Below are 26,539 nucleotides of genomic sequence, written 5' to 3'. Positions count from 1 at the left end.
TTAATTCACTCCTCATTAGTTTCTGGAATTAATCCATATATTGAGCATTGCAACACTTCTGAAAGTTGATATAGGAGAAATAATGAAATTGGCTTTTTACCTGACTCTATTTTTTGAATCCACGACTGAGATTTGCCTATTTCATTAGCTAGTTGTTCTTGAGATAAATCTCTATCCCTTCTTTTTTGTAAAATACGAGTAGCTATTTTTTGATATAATTCTTCCTTATTCATGGTAATACCCTATGTATGATTGTTTTGTTGTTTAAATTGTGGAATAATAATCAACGGTAAACAAAACCCTATAGGTATTAATTTTCCATATGACTAATAACACTGATTTAAAAAACTGGTTATTCAACTGGACTTTTAAAACAAGAAGAAATTATCTTGCCACTCATAATATTCATAAGTATCCAGCTGTTTTTATTCCAGAATTAGTTGAAAAAATAATTAATACCTTTAGTGAACAAGGCGAAACTGTTGTTGATATATTTGCAGGTTCAGGTACAACACTAGTAGAGTCTTTTTTATTAGATCGAAAAAGTATAGGTATTGAGTTAAATCCTTTGGCTTGTTTAATAAGTAAAACTAAATTTACATATATTTCAGATGAAGATCTTAAGGATATTGTAACAACATTAAAAGAGAGCTTTTTTTGTTCAGATACAAAAAAAATACAATTTGATAATATAAATTACTGGTTTCATGATGAAACGATACAGAGTATTTCAGATTTTCTGAACTCAATAAAAATTTTTAATAATGAAAATATAAGAAATTTAATTTTAGTATCTTTTAGCGAAATTGTTAGAAAAATATCATACTGTAATCATGGCGGATTTAAGATGCACAGGGATACTAAAAAAGTAGGCAGAGGATATAATAAAGAAGTGTTCTTTAATGAATTATTACCAGTTTTACAAACAAACATTAATGCAGTTTCCAACTATAGCAATAAAATAAAAAATAAAAAAAACTTACCTATAATTATCAATTCTGATAGTACAATCTTTCAAAAAGATATAGGAAAAAATAAGGCTGATCTCATTATTACTTCCCCCCCATATGGGGATAGCTCAACTACAGTTGCATATGGACAGTTTTCAAGGCTTTCCTCTCAAATATTAGGTTTAGAAACATTAAGTGGTACACCTATAGCTCAGTTAGATAATGATTTATTAGGAGGAAAAACAAGTCATATTGATACATTAAGTTATAAAACCTGCTCAATAACTTTACAAAACATCATAGAGTTATTTAATTTACGTATGCAAGCTGCAACAGAAAAGAAAGAAAGTAAGAAACACAGAGATCGCTTAAAAGATATTATTTCTTTTTATGATAGTTTATATAACTGTATGAAAAATGCATCTCTTTATCTTAAAGATGAAAAATTTTTTGTCCTAGTAACATCTTCTCGAGTAGTACACTCTGTAAAGTTACATACTGATTTAATAATTGCAGAGTTTGGGGCAACATTAGGATTTAAACTAAAAAATATTTACTACCGAGATATTCATAATAAAAGAATGCCCTCTAAAGTCAGTGCAACGAATATTAAAGGTGAAACAGCTCCAACAATGACTGAAGAAAGTATTATTGTTCTACAAAAAACAGGGACTAAATTAAATAAATAAAAATTAGAGAAACTACTAATATTTAAATAATTTTAGATAAAGACTGAATAAACTTAAATTATTAGTTTATTGATATCAAACCTTTTTAAATTTATAACTCCTGTTATGGATTAAATCTTTTATTTATAAAAGGATGTTATTTTGCTTTTTTAGCCCTAAAATCATGTTTTAAAAAGTCAACACTTTCATGCACCTAAAAGCCTTGTTAATTAATATTTATAGCCGAAAAAGTGCCCCCCAAGTGAGAACATAATACCCCGTATAATTTTTTCAGCCCCCAAAAAAGACCAGTTAAAAAACCAGTCTTTTTTATAACGAGTAATATAATTTATCTATCTTGTGTTATTGATTGAATCATATTAATTAAGCTCATTACATCACTTAATAATAGAGTGCTAACAATAGCTATTTTTTGTACTGCATAAGGTGAAGGATTATTATATTCATGTAATGACTCAACCAATCCTAAAATAGCACTTAACCGCCCCGTTGCACATTCCAAAATAGACTCTATAGGAACATGCTTATCATAATAAAGTACATTGTTACTATTACATTGTGATGATTGATTAAGGGGAATAAAACGAGGGGTATTTTCTGAATTTGTCATGATATGTTTACCTGCTTACTAGATATTAACCGCCCATCTATCAGCCAAATTTTTATAGGGCGGTGGAACTATGTACAGGTTGGCCGACCAGTAAGCAAGCAAACTGGCACACCCCGTAGGATGTCCCATACATAGCCCACCATGACAGGACAATTAACAATAAATTGCTATCTAGTAGGAATTGCTGCTTAAATGGGCGGCCAAGCCCATGCTTTAACGATTTAGTTAAAGTCAATTAAATTTAACATTACCCACGTACTACAACAAGTAAATATTTAAATATTCTATAGACGCCATAAAAGCCCCTTTTTAAACTTCTTGTTGTGTTACTGCTACCTTACTATTACTTTTGTGTTTAAATGGCTTAAAATAAGCATACACGGGATAATACAAGGGTATTAAATGGCACGACCAACTAAATATAGTGAACAACTAGCAACAACCATTATTGACCGTTTAATTAATGGCGAGTCATTAAGGGCAATATGTACTTCTGAAGATATGCCAGAAAAGGCTACTATTTTTCGATGGTTAGCGAGTAATGCGGAGTTTTGCGACCTGTACAAGCTAGCTAGAGAAATTCAAGCCGATATGCTAGCGGATGATTTATTAAATATTGCTGATACTGTTTACTGTACAGGGGGCGCATTAACAAAGGCTAAACTACAGATACAAACAAGAATGTGGATAGCTTCAAAACTTAAACCCCGCGTCTATGGTAATAAACCAGAGCCACAGCCAACACAACAACAACCGCCCGCGCTTAATATTATTATTGGCGAACAACATAAACGCGACCTAGCCAAGCTAACTGATCAAGAACTAGAACAATGTTATCAACTGGCTTTAGCCAATGAGAAAAAATAATATTTATAATTTGTTTATCAAGTCGCTATAGATCAAGTTAATTATAGTTATTGAAATATTTTGAATTATGCCAGCCCCTAAAAAAGAGTAACCCACCAGTAATCTGCCTTAACAACAAAATAAAGCTTATTGTATGAACTATAAATTCTATTATTGACATAATTTTTTTATTATTATTTAATATATTTAAAGGGGTCGCCCTTACTTGCACATGAGTAAAAACTGACACTAAATCACATTTTTAAAGTTGATTTTTTTACCAAAAGACTAAATAAATCTTATGAATTTTGTCATGTGCGTTTGTTTCCCTTAAAGATTTATTTAGTTATATGGAAAAAATATGACTTTATCTACCGCTATTTATGAAGCACACCAAAAACTCAAAGTATTTAACTCAGATTTGACTCGTGTACAAGTTTATGAATTAGCAGCTGCTTTGAATGGCTATAAATCTTTTAAGTTTCTATGTGCTGATACACTTACTCTAAACTGTGATTTCAAATCTACTTGTAGAATACATCAAGAAAGATTTAAAGAACTATGTGATAAGTTCAATTTATCATCAGTTGCTACACAAACTTCAGAAATCATCATTGGCTCTTTATCTTCATATCAAGTTATTTTTCTTACCACTGATGAAGTAATTGATAGAATTTCCTATAAAGAAAATTTACAAGAGCTAAAAGAGCAAACTATTTACCAAGCTATAGAGGATTCAATATCTTTAAATAAACCTTCTTATAATGCATTGATATGTAAATTAATGGCTTTAAATAGCATTATGACTTTACATTTAGATTATGATAGAGGAGAAGTTTACAGACTGTATCAACAACATCTTAGAGGCATGGCTATTCCTGATGTATTCAAAAGTGATTTGGATGATTACATTAGTAATCTAGATGATAGTATGAACGTTCGAAAAGAATTAATAGATACCTTATACAAGGCAATTAAACTTTTTGGTTTTGAAAGAATGTCTTGGTTTTTATATGAGTCTGAAATTGATCTAGAAGATATTAATATTTCAGTTGAGCTTTCAGAAATAGAATACCATGCAGCGTTATCTGGAAGTAATCTCGCTATTGAAGCTATTTTTGATAATCTCTATGAAAAATTTGAAGATAATCAATCTAATAGTGATTTATTAATTGAGTTGTGGTCATGGGCTATTTTTGCAGATGAAATAGGTTTTAGTGAATTATTACATGGTAATTTACATGCCATTAATTCAAAAGGTGAAACAATTTATGAGACATGGGAATATGCTGATTTTGCAGGTACAGATGGAAGAGAGCCTATTTATTATTATTTGCCTGAATTATCAGAAATAGACCTAAATAAAGCAAAAGAAATTGTTGTTACTAAAATGGCTTTTTATAAACAGTAACGTGTAGTATTTTTTATATCCACTTGTCTCCTCTCCTATAATATGCGCCTAAAGTTATTAGGCGCAGTTATCATTTTTGAAATTTATTAATTTTAAGTTCCTAAAAAATTAACTCCTTTTTCTGTCGCAATAAAAGGTAAAGAAAACCCATAACCAATACAGCCTTTTATATAATCTTTTTCAACTAAATATTCATAAGCACTAATAAACTGAGAACTTGGATAACCAAAATTATATTTTTGGCAAAGTTCAATTATTTGTGCTTTTTGTTCTTCAGGAATTACTGTATTAGTACAGACTTTTAAAATCTCAAGTGCAAATTCGCGGTTAAGCATATTGTAAAATTCCTTGTTATTTAAAATATAAAAATAATAGCACATGTGAACATATATCAAACAAAAAGCAATTAATCGAAAATAGTCACTTACTCAAATTTAACTAATCATAGGGGTATAGTAAAACCTTGTGACTTTTTCAATAGAGACCGCCTCTCTAGTCATTTTTTTACTAGCGCGAAATTAGACAGGGGGTGCATAAAAACCGCATTTAATCTATATATAATCCTAATGTAATAGGATTAAAAACTAATGATTTGCAAAAACGCGCGCGCCCGCGCGAAGCAAAGACCGCGCCACCATACGACAATAGACAACAATGAATAACTAAAGACTTGTTTTTTGTTTTTCTATGATGTTTAATTAATTCACCTTAGTTAAACTAAGGTATGGGCTTGACCTCCCATTTTTTAGCAAGCAGTACCGCCATAGATATGACCTAACACTTACTCTAGTGTTTTGTTATGTCTGTTTTATGGCGGGCTATGAGTGGGACATCTTCGGATGTGCCGACAGCTTGCTATCGGTAGGTCAACCCGCTTATAGTCCGCCTCCATTAAGGATGCGACATATTGGTGAAGGATTTTAAAATGCTCGCATTTAGTACTTACAATACTCATAATTTAACTCTTATTTTGTCTTTTATTTTAAAAGTTAAAAGAGTATGCTTGCCTTTTATTATCTTTTGTTTTGTAGTATTTGCTATCGCTTAGATACACGATAGGAGTGTCGTTTTATGTTTGACCCAGCAAATAGCACACATTTCAGCATAGATGTGCAGGGACTAGAAAGTAATGCCAAACTACAAGTATTATCTTTCGAAGGTATAGAAACCATCTCCAGTGATTACGTATTTGAAATCACCCTTGTTTGTAACCACATCCGTTTTGATATTACCCAACTACTCAGCAAACCTGCCTTCCTATCCTTTAATCCAGAGAAATCAGAAGGCATCAATGGCGTAATACAAACCGTTAAGCGTGGAGCAGTAGGACAACACTATGCTACCTTCAAAATCATCCTAACTCCCATCCTAACTCACCTAAAGAAAAGAACCAACCAACGAGTATTTCGTAACAAAACAGTACCTGAAATTATCTCTGTTATACTCACCGAATATGGAATGAGCGAAGGACAACAATTTGAATTCAAACTCAAAGAAACCTACCCAATCAGAGAATACTGCACCCAGTACGACCAAACCGACTACCAATTTATCAACCACCTAGCAGAAAGTGAGGGTATTTTCTATTACTTTACCCATACTCAAGACCAACATAAACTCACCTTTGCTGACGCCAATCCCTTCTTTCCAACCCTAGCTCAAGCCATTAAATACATGAGTGATACAGGCTTTGTAGCCGATGAAAGAGTATTAAAACGTTTCGATATTGGTTTATCTAGCTGTACTACCGAAGCTTCATGGCGTAATTACAACTTCCAAAACATGAAAATCCCTGAAGGTAATGCTGAGGGAACACAAAGTAAAAAAGCCAACGAAGCCACAGAACCCTCGCTAGAGAGCTATGACTACCCCAGTAGACATACTGACAATAAAAGAGCAGACCACCTTGCCAAGATCGAAATAGAGCGTCTTAGAACCTCTCAAATCCTAGCCGAAGCCTACAGCGATGTAATAGGCTTACATGCAGGACTCTACATCACAGTAGACAACCACCCACTACCCGATACCGAACAACCTTGGCTTATTAACCAAATCAAACATGCAGGTAAACAACCAGCAGTACTAGAAGCTTTTGGAGATACCTCCTCAGCCAATACTAGCAACACTGCCAGCCAACTACACCAATACATAGACTACCCCATAGCTGAAGAGCTCCAATTCCCCTTACAAGAATTCTCCCAAGGCTATAGAAACGTAGCAATACTAACCCCTCAAGACGTAGCCTATAGACCACAAAAACTCCATCCCAAGCCCAAGGTACTAGGGGCACAAACAGCTATCGTAACAGGTGCAGCAGGAGAAGAAATCTACTGTGACGAATATGGCAGAATCAAAATCCAATGCCATTGGGACAGAGAAGGCAACTACGACGAAAACTCAAGCCACTGGGTAAGAGTAGCCAGCAACTGGGCACATAATGGCTATGGTACAGTCGTAATCCCCAGAGTAGGTATGGAAGTACTTGTCGAATACGAAGAAGGTGATCCAGATTTTCCAATGGTAGTAGGTGCTATCCATAACGGAGTCAACAAAGTACCCTACGACCTACCAGCAAACAAAACCAGAAGTGTATTCAAAACCTCCTCCTCAAAAGGTGGGGTAGGTTCCAATGAATTTAGAATAGAAGACAAAACAGGCGCAGAACAAATCTTTGTCCAAGCCCAAAAAGACTTCGACCAACTAACAAAAAACAACCACACCATAGAAGTAAAAAACAATAGCCACCTACAAGTTCAAAATGAACACAGTGAAACTATTGTAAAAAACAGATACACCAAAAACCAAAGTGAAGAACACCACTTCACCCAACTCGATAGAAAAACCCAAATACTACAAAACGACTACAAACAAGTAACTCAAGCAGAACATACCACCATAGGCACAGTAAAAACCACCGAAGCAGGGATGGAAATTCATCTTAAAGCAGGAATGCAATGTGTAGTTGATGGTGGTTTATCTCTCACCCTCAAAGCAGGTGGACAACATATAGTGCTTAATCCTGCTGGTATCTGGATGACAATGCCCGTATGGACAGGTGGTGTACCTATGGAAGGAACACCATCTTTACCATTACCACCACTTTATAAAGTTAATGCAGTAGAAATGGTAAGTGCACCGCCTATTAATCTATTAAAGCCAACTAATCTTGCACAACAGAAGACAAAGGAAAAAGCAGAAGAAACTGCATATTTTCTATTCTCTGTGTAATTCACTTAATAGAATTGATAATGACTAAGGATGAAACAATATGATTATAAGCCCACCTTTTCTACCAGATCGCCTTGCTAATGAAACAGATGAAGCTTTTGTTACGAGAGCAATGACTACTAGTACTAGAGGTAAATTTCCAGTAAGTTACTATATGCAATGGCATGGTGGTGTTCACCTGCAAGCACCTACAGCTGATACACCTGTTAGAGCGATTGCTGATGGTCGAATAGTATATTTGCGCCAACCAACAGCTAGACCTGATAATCAAGCGACTTTAGAACAGCATCCTCTGTATGTTCCAAATATAGGTTGGACTGATAACGGTTGCATTGTTATTAGACATGAGACAGAAATTGGCGAAAATATCACTATTGTATATTACTCTATCTATATGCACCTTAGAACGATAGAAAATGGTTTAGCCCAAGGTAATAACATCCACCGTAAAACCAAATTAGGTAATGCAGGACGAATCTATGACCAAGGTAACCTTATCCATTTTGAAATTATCGCAGCAGATGATCAAATAGAAAATATTATTGGTTCATTAACCCTAAATAGAAATGGTGCTAACTACCATACCAACCAACAAGGGCATATTACTCATTACATTAGCCAACATGGTAGAACAACAAGCTGTTTTGGGAATATGTATTTTTATTTACCTGCTGATACTCCAACCTACAATGGAACCCATAATATAAACCGTTATACACATAAAGCTACAGGTAATACATTAGGACAAGCACTTTATTTAGAAATGAAATACCATAGTGGTAATTGTACTTTTACCGCTTATGATGAAAATGGTACACAAATAGGACAACCTGTTACTACTAATGGTAATAGCCCTAGAGGAAGTGTTCATGAGTATAATCTATTTGCTCAAGCATCTGAAGTTTGTCGAACCATGCCAACTGCTGGTTTTGAGTTATTACGTTTTGGGCGTGTATTAGGTACAGAAGCTTTAAACCCTGCTAATACAGCACATTATCGCCAGATACCCACAGCTAATGGCAATACATGGGTAAATCTTAATACCGATGCAATCAAAAAATACAGTGATGCAGATTTTCCTTTCTGGAAAGGTTGGAGTGTTGCAGAAGATGATACAAATAATGATAGTCGTTGTGATTCTGCGATTGTCAGAGCAATTTTAGATAATGGTACAGCAGGCTCTTTTGCTAATCTAACAGATGAGCAAAAACAAGCACGTCTATCAGAAGAAGCAATTGAAAAGAAACTTAAAAAAACTTTCTATAAATTTCCTACGGAGTGGCAAAATGCTAACTTTGAAACCCGTTTTAGTTGGTTAAGAACTCCTGTAGATCAAGGTGGTATGGCTCTAACAGATGAAATGTTTACATGGTATCAAAATCATGTACAGGCACAAACCTTTTGGGAAGCAGCTAATTTAGAAGGGATAGACGCAAATCATTGGCATTGTCCACCTATCGAATTTATAAAACACTTTAGGCAATGTGGTTGGTTAAGCCAAAGTGAACTTAAACAACTTATACCATCTCATGCAATTAGAGGGAATAATTGGGAAGCAATTCCTGCACGAGATGCCATTAGAAATGCTATTAGATTAAATATTAATAAAGCATTAAGAAAATACTGTATCAATACACCACTTAGAATGGCTTGCTTTTTTGGTAATGCTATACAAGAGTCTGGTTGGTTTGGAACCTTACAAGAAATAGGGGCGCAAGGGGCTCATTGGTATTATCCTTGGCATGGTAGAGGATTATTGCAGTTAACTCATCCTTATAACTATAAGAGTTATTGGAAATTTAGAGGGAGAACCATTCCACAGTTATTTGATACGTTGATAAATAACTATCAGCAAGTAGAGCGCTTACCTTCTGCCCAACGAATGGGGCGAAGAAATACATTTCAAGACGGTCAGTATCAGGGATTAAATCAATGCTATACTTGGCGAGATCAAGTAGCCAATCAAGCAAATATTGATCCTGTAGATTCGGCAGGGTTTTATTGGGCATCTTATACAATGGCAAGGTATGCAGATGAAACACATACATTAGAGCGTGTAACTATCAATGCTAATCGTAATTTGGGTATTAAAGTATACTATAGGGGTTTAGCATTCTGGCGTGCATCTGCGGCAGTTAATTTACCTGCACGTATTAATAATACTAACTATAGGGGATTAAATGGTTTTGATCAACGTTGCTCTGTTTATGGAAACTGTTTAGCCATATTAACTGAAATGAAATTTCCTAATGCACAAAACAATTTAGTTTTAGAGTTTCCAGAGGGATATACGAAACGGGGAATATAAAATGCTTAAAAGAAACGTTATTATATTTATATTAGGATACCTTATGACAAGTAATATCTTAGGGGCTACTGAAAATGTTGAGTCAGTAATTAAAAAAATTATTAACTTTAAAGAACATGAATGTGGAACTATTTCTATAGATGTACCCAATTGGGTAAAAATTCAAGATAATGTTTTAAATGTAAATAAAGATTATCCTGATGACTCAATAGGGCAAATCACATTAACAATAAAATGTAATGCTGAAGATATAACCTTTAGCAATGATACTACATTATTTAATGAGCAGACTAAGCAATGGGAGTTAAATCCTGCACAATGGAATTGGCTTACTAATAAATTAGAACAAGAAGATGTTAAAAATTCATTTAAGTTATATCAATTAAAAAATGAAAATAGTTATGGTTGGATTGTCACCCAAATAGGTATTGGCTCAAATGAAGATGATTATACAAAATCTTTATCTTTTTGTTTGATAAGCGATGATCACTTAAAACAATTATGCGGATATGGACTAATACAATATATTCCACATAGAGAAGATTTAGGCACTACTGTAGGGGATTTTGAACCAGTGGTTACTAAATTGATAGGGTCAATTAAGTTTATATCTGAAAATAAATTAGCTCCTTGTGATAAAAAATAAAATATTTATGAGATATACAAGGAGATATATTTAAATGATAAAAAAGCTTATTTGTTTACTTTGGTTAGTAATCCTAGCCTTGCCTATCTGTGCAACCGAAGAAACTAATGAAAGCTTACACACTAATACTATTGAAATATCTGATGTGGCACAATAAAAATAGATTTAACGAGCTGGGTTCAGTTATACGATAGTGGTTTTATTATCTATCATCCATCAGCAATGGATGTTAATCCTACACCAGATGTTCAGTTTTCATTTAAATGTTATGAAGAAAATGATGAAAACGTTATAAACAATACAATAGTATCTTTTAATGACACTATTAAAATTTGGGAATTAAATCCTAACTTATTGAAAAATTATGATAAAGTTGGAAAAGAATCAGTAAAAAAATTAAATACAGTATACCAATTAAAATCCAAAAATGCTCAAGGATGGGTTTTAACTCATCCAAGTATGTTTGGTAATTATCCTACCCGTGAACTTTCATTTTGCTTAATTAATAAGTTAAAACAAAAAGCTCTTTGTGGTGAGGGAAATGTAGAATATTTTCCAGATGATGTAGAAGTTACAAAAATTAACTATGAACCTATTGTGTTAACGTTTTTGAGGTCAATAGAATTTATCCCTGAAAATAAATCTAATCCTTGTAGCAATAAATAAAGCTTTTAAGTAAATAAAGAAGGGGAATAATTGAAGATTCCCCTTTTTTTATTGAGTACCTTTCTAATATTATCTTTTACCTACAAAATGGAAAATAAATTTTACCATTTTATACCTACAGCAAATCAAAATGGGGGTACAAACAGGGGTACAACTTATTTTAAATAATAAAAAAGCCTAGTTAAATCAATTAACTAGGCTTTATATATGGTGCTCGGAGGCGGAATCGAACCGTCGACACGAGGATTTTCAATCCTCTGCTCTACCAACTGAGCTATCCGAGCAATGGGTCGCTATTAAACTGTTTTTAACGCTGACTGTCAAGAGTCTAATGAAAAATTATTTCTAATTTGAAGGAGGAACATAACCTTCTGCTTTAGCATACGCTGCACCAAGAAAGAATTTTTCCATCTGTTCTTGTAAAAACTTACGGTGCTCTGCATTCATCATATTAAGATGTTTTTCATTAATTAGCATAGTTTGTTCTTTTGTCCACTCATCCCAAGCTTTTTTAGAAATATTTTCATAGATATCTTGGCCTTTGGGACCTGGATAAGGAGGATTATCTAGGCCTTCTAATTCTTGCTGATATTTACGACAAAAAACCATACGTGACATTTGTATACTCCTACTAATTTAGCTTACTTGAGCTAATAACTTTTTTACTGGGGCAGCTAGCCCTAAACGAGGCGGTTGCGTTAAGTTATACCAGATTTGGGTATTTTCAGCCACTTTATTAATACTTGGGCTAACCTCTATCAGATAAGGTTCTATGGTTAGCTGAAAATGACTAAAGGTATGTATTAGCTTTGTTAATGGCTTTTCAGCTACTATGGTCAAACCATGTTGTTTTGCATAGCTTTGTAATTCTGCTTGGTTTTGTACTTCAGGCAAGCTCCACAAACCTCCCCAAAGGCCAGTATTAGGTCTCTGATAAAGTAGAATGGTATCTTGATACTTAAACAAGGGCATAATTACATGTTTTTGTGGCAATTCTTTTTTAGGCTTAGGATTTGGATAATCTTTGGTAGTACCCGCTATCCTCGCTTTACAATCAGCTTGTATTGGACACAACAGGCAATTGGGCTTAGTACGTGTACAAAGCATAGCCCCCATATCCATCATAGCTTGAGTATAATGATTAACGCGTTCATTAGGTGTTAACTGTTCAGCAATTTCCCAAAGCTGTTTAGCTACCTTAGTTTCTCCAGGATAACCTTGTACCGCAAAATAACGACACAATACACGTTTAACATTACCATCTAAAATAGCAGCTCGCTTGTTCATTGCTAGGCTAAGAATTGCACCAGCGGTTGAGCGCCCTATACCTGGCAACTCAGTTAGTTGTTCAACTGTGGCAGGAAAGGTACCTTGGTAGTTATTAGTGATAATTTGTGCTGTTTTTTGTAAGTTTCTTGCTCTACTGTAGTAACCAAGTCCTGTCCATAGATGCAGAACCTCATCTTGTGGAGCATTTGCCAAGGCCTGAACCGTTGGCAATGACTCCATAAAACGAGAAAAATAATTAATCACTGTAGAAACTTGGGTTTGCTGCAACATAATCTCAGAAACCCAAACTTTATAGGGAGTTACATCTTGCTGCCAAGGTAGGTGCTTGCGACCATGACGGTCATACCATGCAAGCACCTTCTCAGCAAAGGTTACCGCTGTTATCACTTATTCAAAATGCCTTTTAAAATTCCTTGAACATTAGGTGCTTTATCGCCTAATTTATCTTCAAGTTTCTTATTCAATTTGTCTTTTTCTTTATCTAACGCTTTGTTAATTTCTTCTTTAGCTTTATTTTTACCAATTTCTAAAGCCATTTGACCAATAGCACCTGTATCAATACCACAGAGGCCACCGCCAGCTAGTACTGAACCTTTACAGAGTAATGGGAAATCTATACCTGCTACATCTTGATTTACTTTACAGGCTGGATCGCCACTCACATCTTGCTCACCTTTTAATGCTAAAGCAATTTGGTAATCAATCATCATGGTAGAAACATTGAATGTTCCCTTACCCTTAGTTTCAAAACCAGCAATAGAGATAATTAAGTCTTGGTTACTAGCCACACCGTTAGTAATATTTACCGAACCTTTTAATTGGTTAAATTTGGTTTCAGTACGGTTAAACTGTGAAGTTAATGACTCTTTTCTCACTAGAGCTACTGCTCGACAAACTTGGTATTCAAAATTTTCACCAATTAATGCACCATCGTTTACCACAAAGTTAGCGTTACCATTTAAAGTTTTCACTAAAGCGGCTTGGCTTACACCAGCGGTACGTATGTTACCGTTAAAATTTAAATTACCTCTAATAGGAATATCTTTCATATCTTGACTAGCTAATAGCTTATCAATAGGGATATTACTAATGGTTGGTTGTATTGTAATTTGAGGCGTATTAGAGCTAGCATTTATTGAGCCTTTAACATTAATAGCGCCAGTAAATAATTTACCACCAACATTTTGTAAATTGATCACACTATTTTTAGCCGTTAATTTTACCCCAAAGCCTTGCCATGGTAATTTTTTGACAGTTAATTGGTTGATAGTTAAATCTGCATCTATGTCTAAACCCCGTAAACTTGCAGGATCAAACATTGGATCATTACTCCAAACAGGCTGATTAACAGTAACTGTTTTTCCTGTACCTGTTGTTGTAGTGGTTGCTTTAGTATTCTGCGCAGCTTGTTTGGCTTCTGGTGGTAGATAATTATCTACATTAATAGAATCACCTGTTAACTTAACTTTAATTGCTTGTTTTGCTAAATCAGTAACAGCTACACTACCTGTAAAGTTGGTGTTATCTAACTTAATTTTTAAATCGTTTAAAGCAACTGCTTTAGTAGAACCTGAAAGGTTGGTAGAGAAGCCAACTTTAGTTAGTGCATTACTATCAGCCATTTCTGGTAAAGCTATACCAATATCTGTTAATACTTTACGTAGGTTGAAGGTATCCGCTGTTATCACGCCTTTTACTGTTGGTACATCGCCTGTAATGTTAGCAGCGTTAATACTACCTGATATCTTTAAATCATCTAAAGTAAGGCTAAGTTTATTCCAAGCAGCCGTGTTGGCTTTTAAGTCAGCAACAAGGTCACCTTTAGCTGTAAAGCTAGCTGTTTTACCATTAAGTATATCGCCTGTAATATCACTTGCTAAATCAAGCCCTTGCACTTCGTAATGCTGTGCATCAAGATCATAAACTAACTGGCCTTGTAAGTTAACGGTGGTAGATAATTTTGGTTGCGCACTTTTAAGATTAGCACCTAATTTAACTGTTATAGGCTCACCAATACGGATAGTACCTGTCGATAAATGCACATCATTAATTGTATAGTCTTGCCCCGTTTTTAAATCCCTATACATGATTTTAGTATTATTAATGGTAATACTATTCACATCTAAATCAATTTTACCACTACCTGTTGATTCTTTTGGCTGTTCTGTAGTTGGTTTATCCGTTGTAGTCTGTGTATTTCCTGTAGTAGCAGTTTGACCTACTTTATCCCAGTTGGTTTTACCTTGTGCATCTTTTTCCAAATCAACAACGAGGCCATCAATATTAACGTCATTCATTTGAATCTGACCTTTAAATAAAGGCAATAATTTTACTGAAAGGTCTAACTCTTTAACTTGTGCAAAAGGTTTATCTGGGCTTTCAACACTAGCTGCACTAGTATTTTGAATGGAAATACCTAGCCATGGATAAAATGTCCAGCTAATATCTCCATCAATTTTAAGCTCCATGTTAGCTTTTTCTTTAACGAGGTTTTGAATTTCTGCTTTGTAATTATTGGGGTTAAAGAATAAGATTAGCCCAAAAAATAATAAAAGAACTAGAACAACTAGTCCTATAATAAAATAACTGAGATATTTAATTGCCTTCATAATTTTTTCCATTTTAAAGCGGTTTACTATACAGTATAGTATGTGAATTCTTTATTCTATAATTTTTAGCCAACTAACGTATTTATTTTAACATTTAGTTATAATAAATATTTTATACGACTAACTGGAGCAACAATGGTTGAACGTAGCGCAACCGTTAAACGTGATACAAAAGAAACACAAATAAAGGTATCCGTTAATCTTGACGGTACAGGCAAAGCCAAGTTTGATACTGGCATTCCTTTTCTTGAGCATATGCTAGATCAAATAGCTAGGCATGGTCTAGTAGACTTAGATATCACCTGCAATGGCGATATCCACATTGATGATCACCACAGCGTTGAAGATATTGGTATCACGCTAGGTGAGGCAGTTAATCAAGCCATTGGTGATAAAAAAGGTATTCGTCGTTATGGATATGCTTATGTTCCATTGGACGAGGCATTGTCACGGGTGGTGATTGATTTCTCTGGTCGCCCTAGCTTGCAAATGCATGTACCTTATACAAGAGGCACAGTGGGTAAGTTTGATGTAGAGTTATTTTCAGAATTCTTCCATGGCTTTGTTAATCACGCTAAAGTAACCCTGCATATTGATAATTTACGCGGCGCTAACGCCCATCATCAGATAGAGACTGTATTTAAAGCGTTCGGTCGTGCCCTTCGTATGGCCATAGAACAAGACCCAAGAATGGCTGATGAAATTCCTTCTACTAAAGGGTGCTTGTAATGCAAACAGTGGCTGTCATTGACTATGGCATGGGCAATCTACATTCTGTAGCAAAAGCTTTGGAACATGTTGGCGCTGGTCGTGTCATAGTAACCAGTGATGCTGATGTTATTCGAGAAGCTGATCGTATAGTATTCCCTGGTGTTGGTGCTATTCGAGACTGTATGGCAGAAATTCGTCGGCTAGGTTTTGATCAATTAGTGAAAGAAATTAGTGGTACACGCCCTTTCTTAGGCATCTGTGTTGGTATGCAAGCCTTATTTGATCGCAGTGAAGAAAACAATGGCGTTGACTGTATAGGATTATTTTCAGGTGAAGTTAAGTTTTTTGGTAAAGACTTACATGATACTAATGATGAACGATTAAAAGTTCCTCATATGGGCTGGAATGAAGTCAACCAAAGCTTAGATCATCCTTTATGGCATGAAATACCTAATCAAGGTCGTTTTTATTTTGTCCATAGCTACTATGCAAAAGTAGCCAACGACCAACAGCTAGTAGGCACTACTCACTATGGAGTGGATTTCGCTGCGGCAGTGGCTAAAGGTTCATGTTTTGCCGTGCAATTCCACCCTGAAAAAAGCCATACACATGGCCTACAGCTATTACAAAATTTCGTTACATGGGATGGTTACTGGTAAAAGCTGATTTTTACTCGCTCCCATAATATTACTCTGAAGGTGAAATATGTTAGTGATACCAGCTATTGATTTAAAAGATGGCGCTTGCGTTAGATTACGTCAAGGTAAAATGTCCGATGTTACCGTTTTTTCTGATGACCCTGTAGCAGTTGCTGAAAAATGGGTTGCTGCTGGCTGTAGAAGACTGCACTTAGTAGACCTAAATGGCGCATTTGAAGGTAAACCTGTTAGTGCTCCGATTGTAGAGGCTATTGCTCACCGATTTCCAGACCTACCAATCCAAGTAGGCGGTGGTATCCGCTCTTTAGAAACTATCGATCAATACCTAATGACAGGTGTTAACTACGTTATTATTGGCACCAAAGCAGTGAAAGAGCCTAACTTTATAAAAGAAGCCTGTAGTAATTTTCCAGATAAAATTATTGTTGGTATTGACGCGATGGAAGGCATGGTGGCTACTGATGGCTGGGCAGAAATTAGCTCACACCGCGTAGAAGATATTGCTAAACGTTTTGAAGACTATGGTGTATCAGCCATTGTTTATACCGATATTAGCCGCGATGGCATGTTACAAGGTTGTAATGTGGAACATACTGCTGCGTTAGCGGCCTCCACCTCAATCCCAATAATTGCATCAGGTGGCATCCATACAATAGATGATATTCAAACACTACTAGATGCTAACCAACCTAATATTACAGGTGTTATCACTGGCCGTGCTATTTACGAAAATACTTTAGACTTAGGCGAAGCTCAAAAACTTTGCGATGAATACAAAGCTAAAAAATAATATCTGGAGTTGATATGGCACTGGCAAAACGCATTATTCCTTGTTTAGATGTTGATAACGGTCGTGTCGTTAAAGGAGTAAAGTTTGAAAATATCCGTGATGCAGGCGATCCTGTAGAAATTGCACGTCGTTATAATGAACAAGGGGCCGATGAAATCACCTTTTTAGATATTACAGCCTCTGTGGATAATCGTAATACAACGCTACACACTGTAGAAAGAATGGCGAGTGAAGTATTTATTCCATTAACTGTAGGTGGTGGTGTAAGAACTATAGAAGATATTCGTAACCTTCTTAATGCAGGTGCAGATAAAGTCTCTATTAACACCGCTGCAGTATTTAACCCTGAGTTTGTTCAAGAAGCCGCTGAACGCTTTGGTTCACAATGTATTGTAGTAGCAATTGACGCTAAAAAGGTTTCCACAGCTGATGAACAACCTCGTTGGGAAATCTTCACTCATGGTGGCCGTAAGCCTACTGGTTTAGATGCAGTAGAATGGGCAAGAAAAATGGAAGCGCTAGGTGCTGGTGAAATATTATTAACCAGTATGGATCAAGATGGCATGAAAAACGGTTTTGATCTGGGTGTTACCTGTGCCATAAGCGAAGCTATTTCACTGCCTGTTATTGCCTCTGGCGGAGTGGGTAATTTACAACATTTAGCGGATGGCATTATTTACGGTAAAGCTGATGCAGTACTAGCGGCTAGTATTTTCCACTTTGGCGAATACACCATTCCAGAAGCTAAAGCATTTATGGCAGAACAAGGCATCACTATTCGCTAACAGGCACGCTATGACAACCATTACTGTAAGAGCTATTAGTGCAGAAGATTATCAACAATGGCTTACGCTCTATACAGGCTATATTACTTTCTGTCGTAGAACTTTTGACCAACAAAGCATTAATACCTTATGGCAATGGTTAATGGAACACAAGGTATTCTGCTCAGTTGCCATTGCGGATGATCAATTTGTTGGCCTTACCCATTCACAACAACTATATTCGCCTCTTAATGGTAAATTAACGGGCTACTTAGAAGACCTGTTTGTGCTAGAAGAATACCGCGGTAAAGGCGTAGCAGATTTATTAATAGAAGATTTAAAACGTTTAGGCAAAGACAGAAATTGGTTATTTATTCGTTGGAAAACCCGTGAAAACAATTACCGCGCTAAAGCATTCCACGACAAAATAGCCAGAAAAACTATTTGGCATACCTATCAATTGGATCTAAATAAGGCAAAATAAAATGACAGATATAACCATTCGATTTGTAGAAGAAAAAGACTACCAACAATGGGTTGAAGTTTACAAAGGCTATATTAGCTTTTACCAACGAGACTTTGATGAAAAGAAAGTAGCTACGGTATGGCAATGGATTAAAGACAAAAAAATGTTTGCCCTCGTAGCAGAATTAGACGGCAAACTCGTTGGCTTAGCCCATTACCGTGAAATGCTTTCTCCTTTAAATGGCTTTACAGTAGGCTTTTTAGATGACCTATTTGTAGACCCTGCTTGCCGTGGTAAAAAAGTAGTGGATGCACTTATGCAAGCCCTTAAACAGCAAGCGCAACAAAATGGTTGGCCATTTATTCGCTGGATTACAGCGGAGAATAATTACCGCGCTAAAGCATTTTACGATAGAATTGCCAACAAAACCGCTTGGAATACCTACCAAATGGATTGCTAAGCTAGTTTAACTTAATTTTATTACACCCTAACTATATTAAAAATTTGGAGCAACCAATGAGTTATAGTGACATCCCAGCAGGCAAAGATATCCCTAATGATATCTATGTAGCTATTGAAATCCCAGCTAATCACGACCCTATCAAATACGAAATCGACAAGGACTCAGATACCTTATTTGTAGACCGTTTTGTCGCTACGCCTATGTTCTATCCTGCTAACTATGGCTATATTCCTAATACCCTAGCAGATGATGGTGATCCATTAGATGTATTAGTTATCACCCCTTATCCCGTAGCGGCTGGTTCAGTAATTCGTGCACGTCCTATCGGCGTATTAAATATGACGGACGAAGCAGGCGGTGATGCGAAATTACTCGCCGTTCCACACGAAAAATTAACACCTCTTTATAATGATATTAAAGAGTGTTCAGACTTACCACAGCTACTATTAGACCAAATTAAACACTTCTTTGAACACTACAAAGATTTAGAAAAAGGCAAATGGGTTAAATTAGAAGGTTGGGGCGATTCAAATGCTGCTAAAGAAGAAATTAAAAAAGCAGTAGCTAACTTCAAAAAATAATTAGTTATTCAAATAAAAAAGGCTAGTATTTACTAGCCTTTTTTAATACCCCAAATTTATTTCAAGCTCTTATTTTGTGGTAAACGCTTACATAAATATATACTCGCGAATAAACTACAAGTTGCCGCAAACATCAACCAGAAAGCAGGGGTACTAGCGTTTCCTGTATGTTCAATAAGAAATGTGCTAGCCATAGGTGTTATGCCACCAAACACAGCAGTAGCTAAACTGAAGGCTAGAGAAAAGCCAACGGTACGCACGCGCTGCGGCATAGACTCTGCCAGTGTAGCAATCATACTACCATTATACATACCAAAGAAGAATGAGAAATATAACAACACAATAATTAAATTAGTAAAGGTTGTATTATTTACTAACCAATTTAATGCAGGATAAGCAGTAAGAATTGCCAATATGGTTATTCCAACCAATACGGGGCGACGACCCACCTTATCAGAAATAGCGCCACCAATAGGCAACCAAATAAAGTTAGATAACCCCACCATAACAGCAGCTAACAAACTATCCGTAGTTGAAAGTGACAGAGCTCTTTTAGCGTATATTGGCGTATACACCGTAATAAAATAGAAGGTGGTGGTTGTCATTGCACTCATCAACATACCTGCAAGCACCACTCTCCAATTACTTACCATCGTTTGAAAAATTTCTTGGCCAGTTGGATGTGTTTTTTGTGATTTAAATGCTTCTGTTTCCTCTAAAGAACGACGTAAAATAAAAATCAACGGGATAATTAAACAACCAATTAAGAAAGGTAAACGCCATCCCCATTCAGAAACTTGTTGTTCAGTCAAAATTTTATTTAAGCCATAGCCCAGTATAGCCGCAAACACAACCGCTATTTGCTGACTTCCTGATTGCCAACTGGTAATAAAACCACGGTTTTTATCGGTTGCAATTTCTGCTAAATAAATAGATACACCACCAGACTCAACCCCTGCAGAAAGTCCTTGTAACAGACGACCAATTACCACCAATATCGGCGCAATAATACCTATCTGATCATAACTAGGCACAGCAGTAATTAAAATCGTTCCCACTGCCATAATAGATAAGGTAACAATCAGCCCCTTACGACGCCCTATCCTATCGATGTAAGCCCCAAGGAAAATAGCACCTAACGGACGCATTAAAAACCCTGCGGCAAAAACAGTAAAGGTCATCATTAACGAAACGTATTCGTTATCTGAATGAAAAAAGTTTGCTGCAATATAAGTGGCATAAAAGCCAAATAAAAAGAAATCATATTGCTCTAAAAAATTCCCACTGGTAACGTTAAGTATCTTCCTAATCGTTCCACTCTTGTTATTTTGTACAGACATATTCACCCCATCCTAATTCTTATTTTAAAAGAAACTTTTAAATTAACTTTCTAAATAGTTTTATTACTTAGAACTCTCTGTTCTGTTTTTAAATCTTATTTGGCCCTGTTACAAACTCGAGTAGGGTTGCTCTTACTACTAATCATTTAGTTTTTTTACTATTACGATCCTCAATTGCAAATTTCAATAATGCTGCACCACGATAAAAACCATGGGCAAATTTTCCAAAAGGAATAGTTAGAAAGAACGTCATTACTGTGGCTAAATGAATAATTAACAGTAAAGCCATCCCTGAAGTATTTCTAAAGCCAAGCAATGCAAGTCCTGTAATACTGATTAATAGCAACAGAAAAATAAAACCACGATCCATTGGCCTTTGCGAGGTATCACCATGCATAGGATCACGCCTAATATTTAAATACAACAAACCTACAGGGCCAATAACCAAGCCTATTCCACCTACTATCCCCAATAACACAGGCAAACTAAGCACGGGATAAGGTGCAGGTATACCAAACAAATAGTGATAACCTGTAGCAGCTACCGTAGCTAGAAAACATAATAAAAAACCATACATTGTTAAATGATGAAAACGTCTGCGTATTAAGGTGTAACGATCATCTTCCTCATTACAACCTTTACCATGACCACCATCCAAATACTTCAATGTGAGGATATCCTTAGAAGCCTGCACAATATCTGGTTTTGCTACCCCCTCCTCAATAACCTCCGAAGTCTGTTGCCAAAAACTTCTAACCCCCAACCCCAGCAAAGCCAAAGCGCCAACAAACACCGAACCAAAGGTAACCGCTAAAAAATTATGAGGGAAAATGGCATAAAAATTACCTTGGTATAAAGCAAATAAACTATTTCCTTTAAATAACGTAGCCGCCACCATAAAAAAGACAAAGGTAATAGTTAAAGCAATAACCAGAGTAATACCTGATTTTTGATACAACTTGCCAAACTGATTAGGTACAGCAAAATTTTTATACGTTTCCAAACGAACTTTTGCCATGACCTTAGGAATATTTACACCAAACTCATGGGGAGGAGCATACTGACATGCATGCAAACAATTGCCACAGTTATGACAAATATTCGCTAAATAATGAATATCCGCACGATTAAATTCCAGACGTTTTGTCATCGCATGGAAAACAGCACAAAAAGACTCGCAATAACGGCAAGCATTACAAATCTGCAAAGCTTGAGCAGCTTCTTGCTCATTGTCTGTTAACTGAACAACGGGAATTAAAGATTTAGTATAAGCAGTCATTATACAGCCTCCTTCATTAAGGCTGCTTTTGCAGCATTGTTACCTGCAATACGACCGAAGGTAGTACCAATAGACATTCCTACACCTGCTGTATAACCTTGACCCAACACATTACCCGCCATCATTTCCCCAGCAACATATAAATTAGGGCTTGCTACATTGTTAAAACGAACGGCTGCATCTTTTTCTACTTTTAAACCAAGATAAGTAAATGTAATACCTGGGCGCAAAGCATAAGCATAAAAGGGCGGTGTATCTAATGGCACAGCCCAATGAGTTTTAGAAGGCGTTAAATTCTCCGTATAACAATTATCTAACACCGTATGATTAAACTCCCCTTTAACACAAGCTTGATTAAACTCACTTACTGTATGTTCTAACTGCTCAGGATCAAGCTCAAGAAGCGCCGCCAGTTCCCTTATAGTACTCGCTTTCTTCCCTGCAAATACTGGCGGCATAAAACGACCTACGGATTTTGAATCAATAATCGAAAAACCGATTTGGTTAGGTTGTTGTGCCACCAAACGCCCCCAAATGGCATAACGTTTTGGCCAAAAATCCTCACCCTCATCATAAAACCGTTTTGCACTCTTATTCACAACAATGCCTAATGACACACAATCGATACGTGTACAAATACCACCATCATATAATGGGGCTCTTGCATCCACCGCTACACAATGCGACTGCGAAGGATCACCGATCACATCAGCGCCCTCATCAATCATAAACTTCAACAAATTACCTTGGTTAAACCGAGTACCACGAATAATAAAATTATCGGCAATCCATTCGCCTTGTTCATTCTGTCCCCATGCTTCTTTTAACCATTCAAGATTAGACTCAAAGCCACCCGCAGCCAGTACACAAGCCTTAGCTTCATAACGCGTACCATCTTCTGCAATAGCGGCAACAAATCGACCATGGTCTAAAATAAGGCTGTTTATCTTCGTGTTGTATTTAACCACTACGCCTAAATCTTGTGCGCTACGATAATAAGCATTCACCAACGCCTTACCACCGCCCATAAAAAAAGCATTCGTACGTGCTACGTGCAACGCACCAGACAACGGTGGCTGAAAATTAACACCATGCTGTCTCATCCAAGTACGACAGGTTTCTGTAGAGCGAATAACCAAACGAGCTAATTCCTCGTTAGTTTTACCGCCCGTAACCTTTAATAAATCCTGCCAATACTCTTCTTCTGGATAAGCATCAACTAACACATCTTGTGGTTGACTATGCATACAACGCAAATTACGGGTATGTTGTGAATTACCCCCGCGCCATTCTTTAGGTGCAGCCTCAAGCATTAATACCGAAGCTCCCTCTTCTCGCGCCGTAATCGCTGCACACAAAGCGGCGTTACCACCACCGATGACTAAAACATCATACATGTATACATCCTTCTAATTATTTTTAAATAACTTTAAAAGATATAACCAGTTATGAGTAATAACCTAAAATAGAAGGGGTATTTATTTTTTTTAAATACTATATAGCTTTGGTACTCGGCCAAGCACGCTGTTCAATCAAATCTACAATACTAGAACGTATCACTGACTTTGCGGCAAGACTAGCAGGCGACAATTCATCCTCAGGAAGGCTAATAAGATAATTGGTTCGCTCGATTTTTGGTTCTGTTATTTTTAAAAAATTTAAATGGCTATAATTCTGATTCATAAACACACTACTGGGTTGAATCGTACCAACGCACAGATTAACCACTGTATTCATCAGCAAACTTAAACCATCTATTTCATAACTAACATGCAAATTACTAATTTGTTGTTCTAATAATTTTCTTAAGCCATGATTAACGCTTGGCAGCGTCAATGGCAGCTTATCTAACGCTTTTAGGGGGAAAACACCTTGTTCTAAATAATCCTCTAAATGATAAATTTTAAAAAATTCATCATTACCAATCAAAAACATAGCCTCATTTACTAATGGCTGAGAAGTCCAGCTTTTATCAATATCTTGGCTAAAAATAATAGCTAAATCTAACTGACGGGCATTCACCAACTGCACCAAATTGCCCGATAAACTCTCCACTAAATGTACTTTAATATCAGGATAACGTTCCGCCATTACCCGTATAAAATGAACGCCCAAAATAGAAGCTGTACTCGGTGGAAAACCGACACTAACATAACCTACTAACCGAGAAGATTGTGCAGCTTCAATTGCTTGATTAGCATAGCGCAAAACCTGTTGCGCTTGTTTTAAAAAAGCTAAACCTGCGGGCGTAGGGGTTACCCCCAAAGCAGAACGCTGCAACAGCCGAGTAGCAAGCTCTGATTCCAATTTAGAAATTTGCTGACTTAGTGCAGAAGTACCTATATCCAACTTCTGCGCAGCCTTGCCAATACTACCTAACTCAACCACCAGAACAAAAGAGCGTAACTGTCTTAACTCCATCGTATCTATACCCTATTATTTTTAATAATAGAGTGTAGACTAAAAGCCCCTAGAGTCAAGTTACTAAGATTTAAATAAACAAAAAATACATCACTTTGTTTAACACCACGCTCTTTATTGTTAACTAGATTATTTTCTTTTAAAAACAATTATTAAAATAACACATTGTTCAAGGCGAACTTAAACAAATTATGATAAATTTAAACCCTATTCTATTAGTTAATTATCTTATCTATCGATGAATCAAAGTACTTGGCAAACTGTTATAAAGTTACCTAAAAACTATCTTAAACAAGATATAGTTAACTTTTATCTGCGTGATCCGCAGCAGCTTTCCGAACAGGTTTCCTTATCAACTATCAGTAAAGGGTTAGTATGGCAAGGTCATCCTGCGCTATTAAGCCTAATCTTTGAAGCACAACAAGTTAAAGCCATTATCTTAATAGACGGTAAAGTTAACGAAAACTTGCCCTTATTTACCGCAATGATTCAACGCATGTTAGGGCTAACCCAACCCATAGAATTATTTGAAAAACAATATAAACAAGATAAGCAAATTGGTCGTTTAATTAAACAGCAATTGGGGCTGAGAATTCCTCTTACCTGTAGCTCTTTTGAAGCCATTGTGTGGGCTATTACTGGTCAGCAAATTAGCGTTAATGCGGCGATAGCTATTCGTCGCAGACTTATTCAATTATTTAATATTAAACATAGCAGTGGTTTACTTTGTCATCCTGATGCTAATAGTTTTCTAACAGTAACAGAACAACAACTTAGCCAAGCTGGACTTTCTAAAAATAAGGCAAAGACAATCAAATTACTCAGCGAACAAATCGTAAACGGTGAGTTACCTTTACAGCAATGGGAACTCGCTAAAACTGCCGATATTAATTTAATCAGCAATAAACTATCCGCAATTACAGGCATAGGCCCGTGGACAGTAAGCTATGCTTTATTACGGGGCTTTGGTTGGTTAGATGGTTCATTACATGGCGATGTAGCAGTAAGAAGAAATCTCCAGCGATTGTTAAATAGCCCTGAAAAACTTACTGCAAATTTTACCGAACAATGGCTTGAGCAGTTTAAACCTTGGCGCGCACTTGTGGCCGCCCATCTTTGGAAAATGGACACAAACAAAAGCTATTAGCTTAACTACCTACCAACTTATATCACAAATTATATTATTTTTAGCCACCATCCGCTGAATAATCAGCCTAAATAATAAACATAAAAATAAATCTTAAAGGCAGTAGTTTAGCTATAAAAAAATTGTTTATTCAAACAATAAAAGGCTAGTAACGACTAGCCTTTTTATTTGTCTTCTTTTTCATAATCTAAAGTTATTGAACTTAGCCTTTCAAACAACGTATTAGCGTCGTTTAATAAATAACTAGCAACCACAGAAAGTACAGCCGTATTATTGGGCGATGAGCTTTTAAAATCGTGCAATATATCTAATAAATTTAGAATAGCCTGTAGCCTTGCACTGGCGCACTCATAAATGGCATCTATTGGTGCATTAGCATCATAATATAAAACATTATCACTATTACCCTGTGAAACTGGGCTTAAGGGAATAAAACGGGGGGATTTTGAGGGTTTAGTCATTGCCTGCTCCTGTATCCTTGTTAGCCTCCCTTTTTAATAATTAGGGAGGCGGAACTGTGCACAGGTTGGCAGACCGATCACGACAGGAAATCGGCACACCCGAAGGTGTCCCGTACACAGCCCGCCATAAATACAGGCAAAAGCTGTCTATCCGCTTGTTAGAGAACTAACCGCGGCCTGTCGTGAAGCGGGCTGCCAAACCCG

Annotated in this window: 27 protein-coding genes and 1 tRNA gene; 16 read left to right on the top strand and 12 right to left on the bottom strand. The window is 36.2% G+C overall.

Going from position 1 to position 26,539, the window contains the following annotated elements:
• Nucleotides 1–5: 5 nt before the first annotated feature.
• A complete protein-coding gene (locus tag JHT90_RS00305) occupies nt 6–233 on the bottom strand; it encodes a helix-turn-helix domain-containing protein (protein ID WP_201092664.1) in 228 nt (75 codons plus the stop codon).
• An 89-nt stretch (nt 234–322) separates the two neighbouring features.
• On the opposite strand from JHT90_RS00305, the gene JHT90_RS00300 reads away from it, so the two are divergent.
• Nucleotides 323–1,639: a DNA methyltransferase gene (locus JHT90_RS00300; RefSeq protein WP_201092662.1), complete on the top strand. Its 1,317-nt coding sequence runs from the start codon at nt 323–325 to the stop codon at nt 1,637–1,639.
• 328 nt (nt 1,640–1,967) lie between these two features.
• Here JHT90_RS00300 and JHT90_RS00295 read toward each other — a convergent pair whose 3' ends face one another.
• On the bottom strand, nt 1,968–2,249 hold the full coding sequence (locus JHT90_RS00295; RefSeq protein WP_201092660.1) for a hypothetical protein: 282 nt from the start codon (nt 2,247–2,249) through the stop codon (nt 1,968–1,970).
• A 402-nt stretch (nt 2,250–2,651) separates the two neighbouring features.
• Here JHT90_RS00295 and JHT90_RS00290 point away from each other — a divergent pair, with 402 nt between their 5' ends.
• Both JHT90_RS00290 and JHT90_RS00285 read left to right on the top strand, forming a co-directional pair.
• The gene (locus JHT90_RS00290; RefSeq protein WP_201092659.1) at nt 2,652–3,116 is read left to right on the top strand and encodes a terminase small subunit-like protein; all 465 of its coding nucleotides are present in this window, start codon (nt 2,652–2,654) and stop codon (nt 3,114–3,116) included.
• Nucleotides 3,117–3,456: 340 nt separating this feature from the next.
• Complete coding sequence (locus JHT90_RS00285; RefSeq protein ID WP_201092658.1) at nt 3,457–4,506, top strand: hypothetical protein; 1,050 nt, start codon at nt 3,457–3,459, stop codon at nt 4,504–4,506.
• Nucleotides 4,507–4,598: 92 nt separating this feature from the next.
• Here the strand turns inward: JHT90_RS00285 and JHT90_RS00280 are convergent, their stop codons facing one another.
• Nucleotides 4,599–4,841 (bottom strand): hypothetical protein, encoded by a 243-nt coding sequence (locus JHT90_RS00280; RefSeq protein ID WP_201092656.1) that lies wholly within the window; start codon nt 4,839–4,841, stop codon nt 4,599–4,601.
• Nucleotides 4,842–5,577: 736 nt separating this feature from the next.
• Here JHT90_RS00280 and JHT90_RS00275 point away from each other — a divergent pair.
• From JHT90_RS00275 to JHT90_RS00260, 5 genes are all read left to right on the top strand, one after another.
• Nucleotides 5,578–7,734: a type VI secretion system Vgr family protein gene (locus JHT90_RS00275; protein WP_201092654.1), complete on the top strand. Its 2,157-nt coding sequence runs from the start codon at nt 5,578–5,580 to the stop codon at nt 7,732–7,734.
• Nucleotides 7,735–7,774: 40 nt separating this feature from the next.
• Nucleotides 7,775–10,042 (top strand): peptidoglycan DD-metalloendopeptidase family protein, encoded by a 2,268-nt coding sequence (locus JHT90_RS00270; RefSeq protein ID WP_201092645.1) that lies wholly within the window; start codon nt 7,775–7,777, stop codon nt 10,040–10,042.
• 43 nt (nt 10,043–10,085) lie between these two features.
• Nucleotides 10,086–10,688 carry a hypothetical protein gene (locus JHT90_RS00265; protein WP_201092643.1) on the top strand — a complete coding sequence of 201 codons (603 nt, stop codon included), beginning with the start codon at nt 10,086–10,088 and terminating at the stop codon, nt 10,686–10,688.
• Nucleotides 10,689–10,722: 34 nt separating this feature from the next.
• Nucleotides 10,723–10,845 (top strand): hypothetical protein, encoded by a 123-nt coding sequence (locus JHT90_RS15305; RefSeq protein WP_269090268.1) that lies wholly within the window; start codon nt 10,723–10,725, stop codon nt 10,843–10,845.
• Between the two features lie 65 nt (nt 10,846–10,910).
• Nucleotides 10,911–11,354: a hypothetical protein gene (locus JHT90_RS00260; protein ID WP_201092641.1), complete on the top strand. Its 444-nt coding sequence runs from the start codon at nt 10,911–10,913 to the stop codon at nt 11,352–11,354.
• Nucleotides 11,355–11,562: 208 nt separating this feature from the next.
• Here JHT90_RS00260 and JHT90_RS00255 read toward each other — a convergent pair.
• The 4 genes from JHT90_RS00255 to JHT90_RS00240 all read right to left on the bottom strand — a co-directional run bounded on the left by JHT90_RS00255 (nt 11,563) and on the right by JHT90_RS00240 (nt 15,253).
• A tRNA-Phe gene (locus tag JHT90_RS00255) sits at nt 11,563–11,638 on the bottom strand.
• 61 nt (nt 11,639–11,699) lie between these two features.
• Nucleotides 11,700–11,972, bottom strand: coding sequence for an oxidative damage protection protein (locus JHT90_RS00250; protein WP_201092634.1), 273 nt, complete (start codon nt 11,970–11,972; stop codon nt 11,700–11,702).
• A gap of 18 nt (nt 11,973–11,990) precedes the next feature.
• Nucleotides 11,991–13,028 carry an A/G-specific adenine glycosylase gene (gene mutY, locus JHT90_RS00245; RefSeq protein ID WP_201095691.1) on the bottom strand — a complete coding sequence of 346 codons (1,038 nt, stop codon included), beginning with the start codon at nt 13,026–13,028 and terminating at the stop codon, nt 11,991–11,993.
• Nucleotides 13,028–15,253: an AsmA family protein gene (locus JHT90_RS00240; protein ID WP_201092632.1), complete on the bottom strand. Its 2,226-nt coding sequence runs from the start codon at nt 15,251–15,253 to the stop codon at nt 13,028–13,030. Before JHT90_RS00240 ends, mutY begins: the two co-directional genes overlap by 1 nt.
• A gap of 135 nt (nt 15,254–15,388) precedes the next feature.
• On the opposite strand from JHT90_RS00240, the gene hisB reads away from it, so the two are divergent.
• From hisB to ppa, 7 genes are read left to right on the top strand one after another with little or no spacing between them, the layout of a single operon-like run.
• Nucleotides 15,389–15,982: an imidazoleglycerol-phosphate dehydratase HisB gene (gene hisB / locus JHT90_RS00235; RefSeq protein ID WP_201092631.1), complete on the top strand. Its 594-nt coding sequence runs from the start codon at nt 15,389–15,391 to the stop codon at nt 15,980–15,982.
• Nucleotides 15,982–16,623, top strand: coding sequence for an imidazole glycerol phosphate synthase subunit HisH (gene hisH / locus JHT90_RS00230; protein ID WP_201092629.1), 642 nt, complete (start codon nt 15,982–15,984; stop codon nt 16,621–16,623). Before hisB ends, hisH begins: the two co-directional genes overlap by 1 nt.
• 46 nt (nt 16,624–16,669) lie before the next feature.
• Nucleotides 16,670–17,413: a 1-(5-phosphoribosyl)-5-[(5-phosphoribosylamino)methylideneamino]imidazole-4-carboxamide isomerase gene (gene hisA / locus JHT90_RS00225; RefSeq protein WP_201092627.1), complete on the top strand. Its 744-nt coding sequence runs from the start codon at nt 16,670–16,672 to the stop codon at nt 17,411–17,413.
• 14 nt (nt 17,414–17,427) lie between these two features.
• On the top strand, nt 17,428–18,198 hold the full coding sequence (gene hisF / locus JHT90_RS00220) for an imidazole glycerol phosphate synthase subunit HisF (RefSeq protein ID WP_201092624.1): 771 nt from the start codon (nt 17,428–17,430) through the stop codon (nt 18,196–18,198).
• A 10-nt stretch (nt 18,199–18,208) separates the two neighbouring features.
• The gene (locus JHT90_RS00215) at nt 18,209–18,661 is read left to right on the top strand and encodes a GNAT family N-acetyltransferase (protein WP_201092622.1); all 453 of its coding nucleotides are present in this window, start codon (nt 18,209–18,211) and stop codon (nt 18,659–18,661) included.
• A gap of 1 nt (nt 18,662) precedes the next feature.
• Complete coding sequence (locus JHT90_RS00210; protein ID WP_201092620.1) at nt 18,663–19,103, top strand: GNAT family N-acetyltransferase; 441 nt, start codon at nt 18,663–18,665, stop codon at nt 19,101–19,103.
• Between the two features lie 56 nt (nt 19,104–19,159).
• The gene (gene ppa, locus JHT90_RS00205) at nt 19,160–19,687 is read left to right on the top strand and encodes an inorganic diphosphatase (protein ID WP_201092618.1); all 528 of its coding nucleotides are present in this window, start codon (nt 19,160–19,162) and stop codon (nt 19,685–19,687) included.
• Between the two features lie 56 nt (nt 19,688–19,743).
• Here the strand turns inward: ppa and tcuC are convergent, their stop codons facing one another.
• From tcuC to JHT90_RS00185, 4 genes are all read right to left on the bottom strand, one after another.
• A complete protein-coding gene (tcuC, locus tag JHT90_RS00200) occupies nt 19,744–21,027 on the bottom strand; it encodes an MFS transporter (RefSeq protein WP_201092616.1) in 1,284 nt (427 codons plus the stop codon).
• A gap of 142 nt (nt 21,028–21,169) precedes the next feature.
• Nucleotides 21,170–22,306, bottom strand: coding sequence for a tricarballylate utilization 4Fe-4S protein TcuB (gene tcuB / locus JHT90_RS00195; RefSeq protein ID WP_201092612.1), 1,137 nt, complete (start codon nt 22,304–22,306; stop codon nt 21,170–21,172).
• A complete protein-coding gene (tcuA, locus tag JHT90_RS00190; protein ID WP_201092610.1) occupies nt 22,306–23,703 on the bottom strand; it encodes an FAD-dependent tricarballylate dehydrogenase TcuA in 1,398 nt (465 codons plus the stop codon). Before tcuA ends, tcuB begins: the two co-directional genes overlap by 1 nt.
• Nucleotides 23,704–23,800: 97 nt before the next feature.
• Nucleotides 23,801–24,727, bottom strand: coding sequence for a LysR family transcriptional regulator (locus tag JHT90_RS00185; RefSeq protein ID WP_201092606.1), 927 nt, complete (start codon nt 24,725–24,727; stop codon nt 23,801–23,803).
• A 238-nt stretch (nt 24,728–24,965) separates the two neighbouring features.
• Between JHT90_RS00185 and JHT90_RS00180 the strand changes: the two genes are divergently transcribed.
• Complete coding sequence (locus tag JHT90_RS00180; protein ID WP_201092605.1) at nt 24,966–25,874, top strand: DNA-3-methyladenine glycosylase 2; 909 nt, start codon at nt 24,966–24,968, stop codon at nt 25,872–25,874.
• A 164-nt stretch (nt 25,875–26,038) separates the two neighbouring features.
• Here the strand turns inward: JHT90_RS00180 and JHT90_RS00175 are convergent, their stop codons facing one another.
• Complete coding sequence (locus JHT90_RS00175; RefSeq protein WP_201092604.1) at nt 26,039–26,335, bottom strand: hypothetical protein; 297 nt, start codon at nt 26,333–26,335, stop codon at nt 26,039–26,041.
• Nucleotides 26,336–26,539: the final 204 nt, after the last annotated feature.

The sequence above is a fragment of the Entomomonas asaccharolytica genome (assembly GCF_016653615.1).
Taxonomy (GTDB): domain Bacteria; phylum Pseudomonadota; class Gammaproteobacteria; order Pseudomonadales; family Pseudomonadaceae; genus Entomomonas; species Entomomonas asaccharolytica.
The sequence above is the reverse complement of the archived record's forward strand: the minus strand, read 5'-3'. Positions and strand labels throughout refer to the sequence as shown.

Excerpts from the sequence above, each read along its gene's own strand:
- JHT90_RS00295 (WP_201092660.1), bottom strand. The coding sequence starts at position 2,249 with ATGACAAATTCAGAAAATACCCCTCGTTTTATTCCCCTTAATCAATCA.
- tcuB (WP_201092612.1), bottom strand. The coding sequence starts at position 22,306 with ATGACTGCTTATACTAAATCTTTAATTCCCGTTGTTCAGTTAACAGAC.
- tcuA (WP_201092610.1), bottom strand. The coding sequence starts at position 23,703 with ATGTATGATGTTTTAGTCATCGGTGGTGGTAACGCCGCTTTGTGTGCA.
- JHT90_RS00185 (WP_201092606.1), bottom strand. The coding sequence starts at position 24,727 with ATGGAGTTAAGACAGTTACGCTCTTTTGTTCTGGTGGTTGAGTTAGGT.
- hisB (WP_201092631.1), top strand. The coding sequence starts at position 15,389 with ATGGTTGAACGTAGCGCAACCGTTAAACGTGATACAAAAGAAACACAA.
- tcuC (WP_201092616.1), bottom strand. The coding sequence starts at position 21,027 with ATGTCTGTACAAAATAACAAGAGTGGAACGATTAGGAAGATACTTAAC.
- JHT90_RS00290 (WP_201092659.1), top strand. The coding sequence starts at position 2,652 with ATGGCACGACCAACTAAATATAGTGAACAACTAGCAACAACCATTATT.
- hisH (WP_201092629.1), top strand. The coding sequence starts at position 15,982 with ATGCAAACAGTGGCTGTCATTGACTATGGCATGGGCAATCTACATTCT.
- JHT90_RS00175 (WP_201092604.1), bottom strand. The coding sequence starts at position 26,335 with ATGACTAAACCCTCAAAATCCCCCCGTTTTATTCCCTTAAGCCCAGTT.
- JHT90_RS00180 (WP_201092605.1), top strand. The coding sequence starts at position 24,966 with ATGAATCAAAGTACTTGGCAAACTGTTATAAAGTTACCTAAAAACTAT.
- JHT90_RS00275 (WP_201092654.1), top strand. The coding sequence starts at position 5,578 with ATGTTTGACCCAGCAAATAGCACACATTTCAGCATAGATGTGCAGGGA.
- JHT90_RS00215 (WP_201092622.1), top strand. The coding sequence starts at position 18,209 with ATGACAACCATTACTGTAAGAGCTATTAGTGCAGAAGATTATCAACAA.
- JHT90_RS00260 (WP_201092641.1), top strand. The coding sequence starts at position 10,911 with ATGGATGTTAATCCTACACCAGATGTTCAGTTTTCATTTAAATGTTAT.
- ppa (WP_201092618.1), top strand. The coding sequence starts at position 19,160 with ATGAGTTATAGTGACATCCCAGCAGGCAAAGATATCCCTAATGATATC.
- JHT90_RS00250 (WP_201092634.1), bottom strand. The coding sequence starts at position 11,972 with ATGTCACGTATGGTTTTTTGTCGTAAATATCAGCAAGAATTAGAAGGC.
- JHT90_RS00285 (WP_201092658.1), top strand. The coding sequence starts at position 3,457 with ATGACTTTATCTACCGCTATTTATGAAGCACACCAAAAACTCAAAGTA.
- JHT90_RS00300 (WP_201092662.1), top strand. The coding sequence starts at position 323 with ATGACTAATAACACTGATTTAAAAAACTGGTTATTCAACTGGACTTTT.
- hisF (WP_201092624.1), top strand. The coding sequence starts at position 17,428 with ATGGCACTGGCAAAACGCATTATTCCTTGTTTAGATGTTGATAACGGT.
- JHT90_RS15305 (WP_269090268.1), top strand. The coding sequence starts at position 10,723 with ATGATAAAAAAGCTTATTTGTTTACTTTGGTTAGTAATCCTAGCCTTG.
- JHT90_RS00280 (WP_201092656.1), bottom strand. The coding sequence starts at position 4,841 with ATGCTTAACCGCGAATTTGCACTTGAGATTTTAAAAGTCTGTACTAAT.
- JHT90_RS00270 (WP_201092645.1), top strand. The coding sequence starts at position 7,775 with ATGATTATAAGCCCACCTTTTCTACCAGATCGCCTTGCTAATGAAACA.
- JHT90_RS00265 (WP_201092643.1), top strand. The coding sequence starts at position 10,086 with ATGACAAGTAATATCTTAGGGGCTACTGAAAATGTTGAGTCAGTAATT.
- JHT90_RS00305 (WP_201092664.1), bottom strand. The coding sequence starts at position 233 with ATGAATAAGGAAGAATTATATCAAAAAATAGCTACTCGTATTTTACAA.
- JHT90_RS00210 (WP_201092620.1), top strand. The coding sequence starts at position 18,663 with ATGACAGATATAACCATTCGATTTGTAGAAGAAAAAGACTACCAACAA.
- JHT90_RS00240 (WP_201092632.1), bottom strand. The coding sequence starts at position 15,253 with ATGAAGGCAATTAAATATCTCAGTTATTTTATTATAGGACTAGTTGTT.
- hisA (WP_201092627.1), top strand. The coding sequence starts at position 16,670 with ATGTTAGTGATACCAGCTATTGATTTAAAAGATGGCGCTTGCGTTAGA.